Annotated in this window: 11 protein-coding genes; 9 read left to right on the forward strand and 2 right to left on the reverse strand. The window is 47.2% G+C overall.

What is annotated here, in order from left to right; all coding sequences use genetic code 11:
* The first annotated feature begins 11 nt into the window (after positions 1-11).
* From MHH86_RS07915 to MHH86_RS07935, 5 genes are all read left to right on the forward strand, one after another.
* Positions 12-947: a carbohydrate ABC transporter permease gene (locus MHH86_RS07915; protein ID WP_036680976.1), complete on the forward strand. Its 936-nt coding sequence runs from the start codon at positions 12-14 to the stop codon at positions 945-947.
* A 58-nt stretch (positions 948-1,005) separates the two neighbouring features.
* Positions 1,006-2,787 (forward strand): sugar-binding domain-containing protein, encoded by a 1,782-nt coding sequence (locus tag MHH86_RS07920; protein WP_094903122.1) that lies wholly within the window; start codon positions 1,006-1,008, stop codon positions 2,785-2,787.
* A 27-nt stretch (positions 2,788-2,814) separates the two neighbouring features.
* The gene (locus MHH86_RS07925; protein WP_342479683.1) at positions 2,815-4,563 is read left to right on the forward strand and encodes a sugar-binding domain-containing protein; all 1,749 of its coding nucleotides are present in this window, start codon (positions 2,815-2,817) and stop codon (positions 4,561-4,563) included.
* A gap of 42 nt (positions 4,564-4,605) precedes the next feature.
* On the forward strand, positions 4,606-6,000 hold the full coding sequence (locus MHH86_RS07930) for a family 43 glycosylhydrolase (RefSeq protein WP_342479684.1): 1,395 nt from the start codon (positions 4,606-4,608) through the stop codon (positions 5,998-6,000).
* A 145-nt stretch (positions 6,001-6,145) separates the two neighbouring features.
* The gene (locus MHH86_RS07935) at positions 6,146-7,093 is read left to right on the forward strand and encodes an ArsR family transcriptional regulator (RefSeq protein ID WP_036680981.1); all 948 of its coding nucleotides are present in this window, start codon (positions 6,146-6,148) and stop codon (positions 7,091-7,093) included.
* 89 nt (positions 7,094-7,182) lie between these two features.
* Here MHH86_RS07935 and MHH86_RS07940 read toward each other — a convergent pair whose 3' ends face one another.
* On the reverse strand, positions 7,183-8,223 hold the full coding sequence (locus tag MHH86_RS07940; protein ID WP_340950554.1) for a fucose 4-O-acetylase: 1,041 nt from the start codon (positions 8,221-8,223) through the stop codon (positions 7,183-7,185).
* Positions 8,224-8,416: 193 nt separating this feature from the next.
* On the opposite strand from MHH86_RS07940, the gene MHH86_RS07945 reads away from it, so the two are divergent.
* The 4 genes from MHH86_RS07945 (at position 8,417) to mgrA (ending at position 11,840) form a co-directional block, all read left to right on the forward strand.
* Positions 8,417-9,160, forward strand: coding sequence for an alpha/beta hydrolase (locus MHH86_RS07945; protein ID WP_076272353.1), 744 nt, complete (start codon positions 8,417-8,419; stop codon positions 9,158-9,160).
* A 34-nt stretch (positions 9,161-9,194) separates the two neighbouring features.
* Positions 9,195-9,959: an HAD-IA family hydrolase gene (locus MHH86_RS07950; protein ID WP_036680986.1), complete on the forward strand. Its 765-nt coding sequence runs from the start codon at positions 9,195-9,197 to the stop codon at positions 9,957-9,959.
* A gap of 34 nt (positions 9,960-9,993) precedes the next feature.
* On the forward strand, positions 9,994-10,734 hold the full coding sequence (locus tag MHH86_RS07955; RefSeq protein WP_036680987.1) for an NAD-dependent protein deacylase: 741 nt from the start codon (positions 9,994-9,996) through the stop codon (positions 10,732-10,734).
* A 107-nt stretch (positions 10,735-10,841) separates the two neighbouring features.
* Positions 10,842-11,840 (forward strand): L-glyceraldehyde 3-phosphate reductase, encoded by a 999-nt coding sequence (gene mgrA, locus MHH86_RS07960; protein ID WP_036680989.1) that lies wholly within the window; start codon positions 10,842-10,844, stop codon positions 11,838-11,840.
* A gap of 86 nt (positions 11,841-11,926) precedes the next feature.
* On the opposite strand, the gene MHH86_RS07965 is transcribed toward mgrA, so the two are convergent.
* Positions 11,927-12,793 (reverse strand): AraC family transcriptional regulator, encoded by an 867-nt coding sequence (locus MHH86_RS07965; RefSeq protein ID WP_036680991.1) that lies wholly within the window; start codon positions 12,791-12,793, stop codon positions 11,927-11,929.
* Positions 12,794-12,838 lie beyond the last annotated feature (45 nt).

A 12,838-nucleotide genomic window follows, 5' to 3' on the forward strand; every position in this document is an offset into this window, starting at 1 on the left:
GAGGGACAGCTATGAAAGATAATTTGCAGCGTAAAACGAAAAAAAGACGAAAACATAAATCCATCGGCGACAGAGTGTTTGACGGCACGCTTTATACTCTGCTGACCGCATTAACCTTGGTGTGTTTTTATCCGATCCTGCATATCCTGTTTGCTTCCGTCAGCGACCCCGGCATGTTGATTGCTCATAAAGGGATTTTGCTGAAACCGCTGGGGTTCACTTTGGATGGCTATAAGCTGGTGTTTAAAGATAACAGTCTGATCAACGGCTATAAAAACACGATTATATATGTAGGGTTAGGCACATTAGTCAACATGATCATGACCATTCTGGGAGCTTATGTATTGTCCAGACGAGGTTTGTATTTTAAAAACTTCATCATGATCCTGATTACAATCACCATGTTCTTTGGTGGCGGGTTGATTCCTTGGTTCTTATTAATGAAGGATATTGGTTTGTACAATAATTTGTGGGCCATGATTTTGCCAAGTGCTTTAAGCACATGGAACATTATTATTTTACGAACTAGCTTTCAAGCCATTCCGCAGGAATTGGAAGAGGCGGCTACTATTGACGGGGCAAGTCAGGCCCATATTTTAACGAATGTGATTCTACCGCTGTCCAAAGCTACGCTGGCCGTAATCTTTTTATACTATTTAGTGGGGAACTGGAACTCATGGTTTAATGCGATGGTGTTGTTGAAGGACAGACAGCTGTTCCCGCTGCAGCTATTAATGAAGGAAATATTAGTAGCTAATGATGCAACCGCAACCTCGATCGGCAGTGCAGGCGGGGTAGTCATCGATAGCGCCCAGAGCCAGACGGCTTTCCGCGAGCTGGTTAAGTATTGCGCGATTGTCGTTTCTACGCTTCCTATATTAATGGTATATCCTTTCTTGCAAAAATATTTTGTTAAAGGTGTTTACGTAGGTTCGATTAAAGGATAGCGGGCAAAAAAACAAGTTCATCTTATATAGAAATTATTTAATAGGAGTGAAGTACACCATGTTGACAGAAGCAAGCAGCACATCCGTTCCACGTCCAGAATATCCAAGACCCCAATTTGCCCGTAAGGATTGGCTTAGCCTAAATGGAGAATGGGATTTTACGTTTGATGATGAAGATGTCGGTGAGGAAGAACAATGGTATCGGGCGGACACAAAGGGTTTATTTTCACAGGTTATTCAAGTGCCCTTTGCGTTTCAGAGCAAGCTGAGCGGAATTGAAGATCCTTCATTTCATGATGTTGTGTGGTATAGAAGAACTTTCGAAGTTCCTGAGGGTTGGAACGGGAAGCGGATTGTCCTCCATTTCGGCGCCGTTGATTATTTGGCAAAAGTCTGGGTGAATGGTCAGCTGGTGGCCGTGCATGAAGGCGGACATACGCCATTTCAGGCCGATATCACTCCTTCGCTGATCAAAGGAAATAATACCATTATACTGCGCGCAGAGGATTTCAGCCGCGATGTCACCTTGCCGCGGGGCAAGCAATATTGGCTGGAGCAGTCTGCTGCCATCTTTTATACCCGCACAACCGGAATCTGGCAGAGTGTCTGGCTTGAACCGCTGTCTGCAGTGCATCTGAGTAAAACTATGATGACACCTGATATAGACCGCAATGAAATCCGGCTTCGGACCTTTCTGCAAGGATTTAAGTCTGCTGATCCGCTCAAGCTGCGCATAACGGTATCGTATGACGGTGAAGTGATCGCAGAGGATCAATATATGATCAAGAATGCAGAGCAGCTGCGGGCTATCGGCTTGGGGGATTTTGCGGATCATGGTCTTGGACGTTTATGGAGCCCTGAGCATCCGAATTTGTATGATATTCAATTCCAATTGCTTCGGAATGAGGAAGTAATTGATGAAGCGGCGAGTTATTTCGGCATGCGCAAGGTGTCGATTGAAAATGGCAAGCTATGCTTGAATAACCGCCCATATTTCCAGAGACTGGTGCTGGATCAGGGGTACTTCCCTGACGGGATACTAACCGCACCTACAGACGAAGAGCTGAAACGTGATGCCCAGCTGACGAAGGAAATGGGCTTTAACGGGGTGAGGAAACATCAGAAGACAGAAGATCCCCGGTTCCTGTATTGGTGTGATAAGCTCGGCCTGCTGGTATGGAGTGAGGCAGCCAATGCTTACGAATATTCCGAGGAGTATGTCCGCCGCTTCACGAAGGAATGGCAGGAGATCATCGAGCGCGACTATAACCATCCTTGTATCGTGACCTGGGTTCCGCTTAATGAGAGTTGGGGGGTTCCCAATGTCCAGATTGATACACGCCAGCAGCAGCACGGATTGGCAATGTATCATTTAACGAAATCCTTGGATGAGATGAGACCTGTTGTGTATAACGATGGGTGGGAGCATATGACTACAGATTTGGTGACTATTCATGACTATGAGAGCCATCAGGAAGTGCTGGAGGATAGATACGCCACGGTTGAATCTTCTGTAAATGCGATGCCGGCCAACCGCAAAATATTTGTCGGTGGAGCTTCGTATCAAGGCCAGCCGATTCTCGTATCCGAGTTTGGTGGAATTGCCTTCAAGAAAAGTGAGTGGGAGGGCTGGGGTTATTCTGGGGCAGAGAACGAAGAGGATTTCCTGATGAAGCTCAAGGCTGTGGTTGACCCGATGTTCACTTCCCCGGTGATCCAAGGTTATTGCTATACCCAGCTGACGGATGTCGAGCAGGAAATCAACGGACTGCTCACCTATGATAGACAGCCCAAAGCTCCGCTTGAAGCGATCCGCAACATCATGATGCATATCAAATAAATAACATTTATTAAAAGGAGTTACACCATGACACAACAAGCAACGCTTCCGCGTCCTGAATATCCCCGCCCTGACTTTGTTCGACCAGAGTGGATCAATCTGAACGGCCAGTGGCAATTCGAAATTGATCATGGCAAAAGTGGGAAGGAACGCGGATACCCTGTTAACGAACATAATCTCTCAGGGACAATTACTGTGCCCTTCTGTCCGGAAAGCAGGCTGTCCGGCGTAGAATACAAAGATTTTATGGCTGCTGTATGGTATAAAAGGGAGTTTACCGTGCCGGAGAACTGGACAAATGGCAGAGTTATCCTTCATTTTGGCGCCGTTGATTATATGGCGGAGGTCTGGGTGAACGGCGTATCCATAGGTACGCATCGCGGAGGATATACTCCGTTTAGCTTTGATATTACTTCTAATCTTTTAGCGGGCGGTAATGTGATTACTGTATATGCTGAAGATGACGTTCGATCGGGGCGACAGCCGCGGGGCAAGCAGAGTGAACAGTTCCATTCGCACGGCTGCGACTATACACGCACTACAGGAATCTGGCAGACGGTATGGCTTGAGCAAGTGCCTGAGACCTATCTGTCTAATCTGAAAGTTGTCGCTGATCCCGACAATGGCTGTGTGCACCTCGAAATGAAGGTACAAGGGAACGTTGCGGGGGACACGCTTAGCGCTACTGCTCTTTATGGCGGCAAACCCGTCGGGGACAGCAGTGTGATTGTTTCCGGGCCCTCTATAAAACTTACGATTCCACTGTCAGAGATTCACTTATGGGAAGTTGGAAACGCCAGATTGTATGACCTGAAGTTGTCCTTGCATTGTCAGGGACGGGAGAGTGATGTGGTCCATTCTTATTTTGGACTCCGCACGGTACGACTGGATGGGATGGCATTCCGGATCAATGGGAAATCCTTATTTCAGCGGTTAGTACTGGATCAAGGTTTTTATCCGGAGGGAATCTATACCGCTCCTACTGATGAAGATCTGCGCAGAGACATCGAAATCTCAATGGGGCTTGGCTTCAATGGCGCGAGACTTCACGAGAAGATCTTTGAGCCGCGTTATCTTTATTGGGCTGACCAATTAGGTTATCTTGTCTGGGGAGAACATGCCAATTGGGGGCTGAATATTACTGGAGCGGATAGCCTGTCTCACTTCCTGCCGGAATGGCTCGAAGGTATGCAGCGTGATTTCAATCATCCCGCGCTGATCGGCTGGTGCCCTTTTAATGAGACCTGGGATCGGGACGGTGTGAAGCAGCATAACGCCGTGCTACAGATTGTTTACGACGTAACAAAACGTATGGATCCAACACGTCCCGTAATTGATACAAGCGGTAACTTCCATGTGGCTACAGATATCTTCGATCTTCATGACTATGACCAGAATCCGCAGACGTTCCGGGACAGATATGAACCGATGAAGCATGGCGGCGAAGTATTTAATACCTTCCCGGATCGCCAAACGTATGAAGGTCAACCTTACTTCATCAGCGAATATGGCGGAATTTGGTGGAACCCACAGCAGAAAGATGAAAAATCATGGGGGTATGGGGACAGACCGACCTCAGAGCAAATGTTTATCGAACGCTACGAGGGGTTGACGAATGTTCTATTAGATCATCCGCTGATGTTTGGATTCTGCTATACCCAGCTGTACGATGTGGAGCAGGAAGTTAATGGACTGTACACTTATGACAGACAGCCGAAGTTCGACCCCGAGCGTATCCGCCGCATCAATGCGCGTAAGGCTGCAATTGAAGATTAGAGGCGCTACGAAACTATTCATTCGAAAGGAATGTGATAGATTATGAAAGTGAATTTCCGGCAAAAATGTCTGGTCGCCTTAAGTGTTCTTCTTATTCTTCCAATGGGGAAGGTGACCTTAGCTTTCTCTGATCATAATGACTTTTACAACGTGGTTATGCAGGACGGGGCGGACCCATGGGTGTATAAACATACAGATGGCTTCTATTATTTCACCAAAACAACAGGTGGCAATGTTACTCTCTGGAAGTCAGCCCAGTTGACCACTATTGATGCAGCGCCTACTAAAGTTATCAACACGGGCGGTAGCGGCATCTGGGCGCCTGAGCTACATTATATAAACGGAGCTTGGTATATCTACTATGCGATGGACGACGGAGATAACGTAAACCACCGCATGTATGTAATGGAGAACACAGCGGCAGACCCGATGCAGGGAACTTGGCAGTACAAAGGCCAGATCACAGATTCAAGCAATAAGTGGGCTATAGACGGTACTGTGCTGCAAGTGAACGGCGAGCTGTATTTTATCTGGTCCGGCTGGGAGGGGAATGTTAATGTGCGGCAGAATCTCTATATCGCGCATATGAGTAATCCCTGGACCATTGATTCCGAACGCGTAGAGATTTCAAGACCAACGTATAGCTGGGAAACGATTCATTCCCCAAATGTGAATGAAGGACCGCAGGTGATTATAAATGGAGAAGTCATTAGTTTGGTCTACTCGGCAAGTGGAAGCTGGACCAATGATTATTGTCTGGGACTGATCACCGCAGACATCTCCAGTGATCTGTTAGATCCGGCATCATGGAATAAACGCAATCAGCCTATCTTTTCCTCGGGCAATGGACTTTACGGATCTGGACACCATTCGTTTACTAAGTCTCCTGACGGCCAAGAGGATTGGATCATGTACCATGTCGCCAAATACAATAACGCTGGCTGGAACCGCGAGGTGCGGATGCAGAAATTCAGCTGGAATGCTGATCATACACCTAATCTGGGCATTCCCGTTGACCCTAATCTTCCGATAACTTTGCCTTCAGGTGAAACCATGCATACCCGCTACGAAGCGGAAAAAGGGACATTTGGCGGCGATGCCTATGCCTCTTCGAGTCCCAAGGGATCGGGTGGGCTTAAGGCGGGTCATATTGATACGCCGGACAGTTACGTGGAATTTTCAGTTGATACGGTTGCCGCAGGCGAATATATTCTTTTGGCTCGAACGGCGAATGGAACGGCTGGCGGGAATTGGTCGAATTTTCAGCTTAGTGTCAATGCAGGACCTTCCAGCCCATTCTATATCACCAATAAAGGGTGGGAGAATTGGGGGCTGTCCACAGCTCGGATTCAACTGAAAGCAGGCATGAACAAGCTTCGTTTTACCAAAGGCGAAGGTTACGGAGAAATTGATTTCATTGATATTAAGCCATTGTGAATCGAACAAACCTAAGAGACCTACGAGATGGCTTCCGGTTTTCCGGAGGTCATTTCTAGGTGAAAGGGCCTGTAGTTGTAATTGTTTTTCATCTCATTAAGAAGTAAGATTAGGATAATTATTAGGATACAAGGAGAGCTGATTTGTGCTGGAACTTAGCTTAAACGACCCGGAAAAATTAGTCACAGTAACGCATGCTTTATCAACCCGTTCTAGGGTTGATATACTTCGGCTCTTAAACTCCAAAAACTTAAATATTATTGAAATCGCTGAGAGGCTGAAGCTTCCAGTGTCGACGGTAGCAAGCAATATTAAAGTATTAGAAGCAGCAGAGTTAATTCATACAGAATTGCTTCCGGCTTCACGCGGGGCGATGAAAGTTTGCAGCCGGAATTATGATGATCTTCATATTGCCTTGAATTTAAAAGAGCCGATGCCAAAGGGATTAACTCATGTCTATGAAGTAGAGATGCCGATCGGTCATTATAGCGACTGTGAGGTATCTCCTACTTGCGGAATGGCTAATAGCGAGGGTCTTATTATCAAAGAAGATGAACCGTCGAGCTTTTATCACCCTAAACATGTCAACGCTCAGCTGATCTGGCTCCGCAAAGGATTCCTGGAATATTTGCTGCCTATGGATATCCCCTCCGGAGCACAAATTGAATCGCTGGAATTATCCATGGAGATCTGTTCGGAAGCTCCGAATTATGACCAGAACTGGCCTTCGAACATTTCCGTGTGGGTGAATGGATCGGAGATTGGCATGTGGACCAGTCCCGGTGATTTCGGTGACCGGCGGGGCAAGCTGAATCCGAACTGGTGGTGGGATGGATCCACACAATACGGGTTTCTCAAGACCTGGCGTGTTGACCATGAAAAGACGACACTTGATATGGAGAAGGTGTCGAATGTTTCCTTAAATGATCTTCTGATTAACCGGAGCCCCAAATTGCGGCTGCGCATTGGAATCAACCCTGATGCAGTTCATCAAGGCGGACTTAACCTGTTCGGGCGTCAGTTTGGCGATTATGAACAACATATTATGATGAAGGTGAAATATACCATGGACCAGGATGAAGTAGAACTTTAGCTTAGGAGATGAACAAAGCAAGGCGGTTCCTCGGAAACGAATCTTCGTATCCAGGGAACCGCCTTGCTTTGTTTGTTCTGGATGTAAAATCAGAGTGTGCGGCGTAGGGCGGCACGCTGAAGGGTGATCATCCAGTCAACGGACGGCTCAACCAGCGGGTGAAAGAGCCGTTTAACTGACGGCTGAGCCAGCAATACGGTGAATAATACGGCGGTGAGCAGCAGGACTACTGCCCCAGCAGCATTGCCAATATAGGTGTAAATCCCAGAAACGGCAGCCAGACGAACGATAAAACCATGAAGCAGGAAGACATACAACGTGCGGCGTCCCCAGTCGGTCATGCGGCTTGCTCCGTAAGGTACAAGACCGAGGAAAGCGAGTGAAGCGACAATTTGTAGTCCGTACAGTCCCAGGCGGTATACGCCTGCATACCATACATTGGCATCAAGCTGCATATAGGTCATGTTGCCATATAACCAGCCAAAGGGAAATCCTGCTCCCCATGTAGCCATGATGGCAAGGAGTAGAACGGAGGCTGCTGCTGCAAAGATTTTGATATATTTCTGATAGAGCTTGACGAAGGTTTCGAAGGGGAAATGATAGCCGATAATGAAAAAAGGCAAATATACAAAGGTACGGCTGATGCTAAACCATACACCGTCCAGCTGGAGATATCCCACAGCCACCCCCGCTGTTACAGCGAAGAGGAGCTTAGCGGTTATTGACCATCTGCTCATTCCGAGCATCAGGAGGCGCCAGCAGGCATGACTGGCCAGAAACCATAGAAGCAGATAGGGTGCGAAAATGGAATGCTGGATGTTGCTTACATGAAAGAGGGAAACGTCGAGTGCGGAATATAAGCTTTGAAAAATGAGGTATTGCAATCCAATTTGCAGCAGCATTTTGCGGCCGGTAGTTCCGGCAAGGCTTTTTCTGGCGAAATAGCCGGTCACCAGTACGAACAGCGGCATGTGAAAGCTGAAAATCCACATATATAATCCGTGTATTCCGCTCATTTTGTTAATCAGAGGTTCAATTGCATTACCGGCAAAAACAGTGATAATAAGCATAAAACGCAGGTTGAGAAAAAAGGTTTCTCCGCGCGTTTCCAGCGAGTTTTCCCCTACCATGATTTAGCCTCCAAATTATGCTGTATGCAAATTAATTTAATTTTAAAATACTAGATTTTCTTTGATTTAATTGTGAATTAAGTCACAATAGAAAGCGTTATCATGTGTGCGAAATGTGGCGATGTGTTGAAGGTTGTTAGATTAGAGGGATTCCACTATAATTTTTATATGCATTAACATCTGGGAGTGGAACATGTTGAAGAGAAGAATAACTAAGCGTCGCGTCGCTATTTTTGTATTGATTATTTTAGTTGTAGCCGGGTTGCTGATATGGAAGTATTTAACGCCATATGCACCGGCTCAAGAAGCCGAAACCGCACTGATTTCAAGTGGTGGAGTTACCGTCGAACAGAATGATAATTGGATTTCGTTCGAACCTTCCATTACTAAAGGCGCCTCGATTATATTTTATCCTGGGGCTTTGGTTAAACCGGAAGCTTACTCCCCTCTTGCGAAGAGCGTCGCTGCTGCAGGGCATCCCTTCTACATCGCCAAAATGCCGTTTAATTTAGCCGTAACGAAGGGGGATGCCGCAGAAGAGATTATTCGTGTACATCCGAAGCAATCTTTTGTGCTGGGTGGACATTCACTTGGGGGTGTCATGGCCTCACGTTACGCAATTGAGCATACGGACCAGCTGGAAGGTGTATTTTTCTTAGCCTCTTATCCAGATGAAAAGGGCAGTCTACGAGAGACTACTTTGTCAGTGTTATCAGTTGTGGGTACTGAGGATCAAGTGATTGACAGAGACAGCTACAACAAAGGGCGCTCCTATCTGCCAGATAATACAGTTTATAGTTCAATTGTAGGTGGGAATCATGCGCAATTTGGCAGCTACGGGCCTCAGAAGGGGGACGGCGAAGCCACAATATCCGAGCAAGAGCAGCAGGGTCGCACAGTAAGTGCCCTGTTGGATTGGCTGGGAAATTTGAGGTAGTTACGGGTCATTCAACAGAGGGAGGAAACAATTCATGCCAGTATTACACATTAACGATGAATGCGTTCCCTGCTCTGGAATATTGTTTGATAAAGACGGGACATTACTCGATCTATTAGCCACCTGGGGGAATTGGGCGGAGCTTGTGCTGCGCGGACTGGAAGATCAACTAGCGATCATGGGAGCGGGATTTATTGTAGAGCGCAGCAAGGTGCTGGGTACGCAACATGATCCGCAAGGGAAGTTAATAGGGTACGACCCGGCGGGGCCGCTTACTATGGCTACAGAGGAAGAAAGTTACGGTGTACTCGCGTGGCAGCTATATGCAGCAGGAGTTCCTTGGAATGAAGCGCTGACCCGTGTGAAAAGCATAACTAAAAACGCGATGTATGAATTACGCCGACGCCGTATGGCACAGCCTTTAGCGGGACTTCATTCTTTTTTGGAGCAATGCTCTGCGGCATCCCTTAAGCTTGGCGTGGTTACCTCCGACGGGGCAAAGACCACTGGAGAGCATTTGGAATGGCTTAATGTGGCAGGCTATTTTGATTCGGTAGTTACTAGGGACAGGGTAAAAAACGGAAAACCCGCTCCTGAAATGGCTGAATTGGCCTGCCGGGAGCTAGGGCTTTCGCCTGAAGAGACGATTATTATTGGGGACAGTAATGCCGATATGCAATTAGGTAAAGGTGCAGGGCTTCGCCTCGCAATTGGGATTTCCGCCAGTGGTGATGGGGAGCACCTTATAGACGCAGATGTAATCATTTCCGGTTTTAATGAGCTTCGGATCACTTACTGATCAGCTAATAAAAGGAAAGGATGTGCTACTTAGCATGGATCAATTGCAGACACTTGCTTCTTGGATCAAAGAAAGTGACAACATCGTTTTTTTCGGAGGGGCGGGTACGTCGACAGAGAGTGGAATTCCCGATTTCCGCTCCGCAGCTGGATTATATCAAACTCAGCACAATTCACCTTATCCACCTGAAGTGATGCTGAGCCGCACTTTTTTCATGTCCTCACCGGACATTTTTTTTGATTTTTACCGCAGTAAAATGATTCATCCAGAGGCCCGTCCGAATGGTGCGCACCAGCTACTAGCGGAATTGGAACAGCAGGGGAAGCTGAAGGCGGTGATTACGCAAAATATTGACGGCCTGCACCAGCAGGCGGGTAGCCGTAGTGTACTTGAGCTGCATGGTTCGATCCATCGCAACTATTGTATGGACTGCTCACGGTATTACGGGCTGGATCAACTGCTGGAAATGACTGAGATCGTTCCTCGCTGCCCGGAATGTGGCGGAATTATCAAGCCGGATGTGGTTTTATATGAAGAAGAATTGGATCATTCCGTGCTTATGGGCTCTGTCGCTGCGATTGCCTCTGCAGATATGCTTATTATTGGCGGAACCTCGCTAACGGTTCAGCCTGCGGCCAGTTTGGTGACTTATTTCCGGGGCAAACGTACGGTGCTGCTGAACGGAGATCCCACACCTTATGATGACCGGGCAGATCTGCTGATTACAGATCGAATTGGAAAAGTAATGGGCAGTGTCAAGGATCTATTAGGCTAGTAGGAAAAAGCTGTCCTTTGGTTTCTCTTGCCAGATTATTATTACGCTCAGAAGTTTAAAGATAAGGTAGGCTCACAACAGCGTGTAATGAGAGGCAGGGATAAGCAATGGTATATGTAGCAGACGATAAACGGTATGACAACATGCGTTATAATCGTTGCGGGAACTCAGGTCTCAAGCTCCCAGCAATCTCATTAGGATTATGGCAGAATTTTGGTGGGATCGATAATTACGAGAACGGCAGAGAAATGATCACTCGTGCTTTTGATCTTGGAATTACCCATTTTGATCTGGCCAACAACTATGGTCCACCAGCTGGTTCAGCAGAAGAGCTGTTCGGTAAAGTTCTTGCCAATGATATGTTTCCTTATCGTGATGAAATAGTGATCTCTACAAAAGCAGGGTATAACATGTGGCCCGGCCCTTATGGTGAATGGGGTTCGCGTAAATATATGCTGGCTAGTCTGGATCAGAGCCTGAAACGGCTAGGCCTAGATTATGTTGATATTTATTACTCTCATCGTCCAGACCCGGAAACACCGCTTGAAGAAACCATGCAGGCGCTGGATTATGCGGTACGTTCTGGCAAAGCTTTATATATAGGACTATCCAACTATAATGCGGAGCAGACGGCTGAAGCCCTCAGCATTCTAAAAAGCCTGGGCACACCGCTCTTAATCCATCAGCCTAGTTATTCTATGCTCGATCGTTGGATTGAGGGCGGCTTACAGGATGTACTGGAACAAAGTGGTGTAGGAAGCATCGCTTTTACACCCCTGGCTGAAGGTTTGTTAACCAACAAATACTTGAATGGTATTCCAGAGGGATCAAGGGCTGCCAAGCCGTCTGCCGCCTTGAATGAGAGCCGGATTACACCGGAGGTGCAGCGGAGGATTCGCGCACTTAATCAGCTTGCAGTTTCGCGAGGACAGAGTCTGGCTCAGTTTGCACTGGCTTGGACACTCCGGGGGGGCAAGGTTACTTCTGCCCTAATTGGAGCAAGCAGAGTGGATCAGATTGAAGAGAATATAGCTGCTTTAGCTAAGCCTGATTTCAGTCCAGAGGAGTTAGAGCGGATTGAAACGATTCTAAAGACAGAACTATAGCGTATTGAACACAGTAACAGCCCGGTTCCTTAAGTTAAGGAAGACGGGCTGTTGTTGTAAGGTGGATTTATAAATTAAAGGTCAAACTAACGTTCAGGTTTCTCTGCTTGTCTCGTTGTAGTCATCCGGTAAGCCGTCGGTGACTGGGCACAAAACCGTTTGAATTGGCGAGAGAAGTATAAAGCATCGGTGAGCCCCACGGATGCTGCTACCTGTTCCACGGACAGCTCCGGTCGTTCACGCAGCAGCTGTCTGGACTTTTCAATACGCAGCTTCAGCAAGTAGGTCACCGGAGATAATCCGGTCTCTTGCTTAAATACACGGGACAGGTAGGCTCGATTATAACCCAGCGTATCACACATTTGTTCAATAGAGACCGGGTGCGCATATTGAGAAGCCATATAGTGGATCATTTGCTTCACAGTACGCTTAACCTGTGATTCTGTTCCGGGAAGACGGGAGAAGGAAGAGAGCAAATCAGCTGCCTCGCCGACAATGAGATAGAGATACCCAAGCGAAGTCAGATGGGCACTTTCTTTGTTGGCGTTGAAGGCTTGCATGATGCTGGACAGGGCACCTGGAATGAGGCTTTCACCTGTTGTGGTCACCACGGGTTGTTGTGGTGTGAACCCCGTCTGCAGCACCAGATCGTCAGCTTCGCTGCCAGTAAATGCTGCCCAGCGATAGCACCAGGGCTGATCTTTATCAGAGACGTAACTGACTAATTGTCCCGGATGGATCAAGAAGCAGTCTCCTTTACCCAACTCATATTTATGATGTTCTGTACGGAAAACACCCGAGCCAGATTCTATGAAATGCAGCAAATAATAATCATAGATCTTGGGTCCAGCTTGATGCATGGGCAGTGTCTGACTCTGGCCGGCAAACAGTACATGAAGGTTCTGTTTATCGTAATACACGGGATTGGATCCTACGGAATAAGTATGCTCCATTTGGGACAGCCTTTCTTGTGTTAATGTCATTTAATGGCTTATAGT

The sequence above is a fragment of the Paenibacillus sp. FSL F4-0097 genome, from assembly GCF_038593125.1.
In the GTDB taxonomy this organism is placed as follows: Bacteria; Bacillota; Bacilli; order Paenibacillales; family Paenibacillaceae; genus Paenibacillus_AQ; species Paenibacillus_AQ odorifer.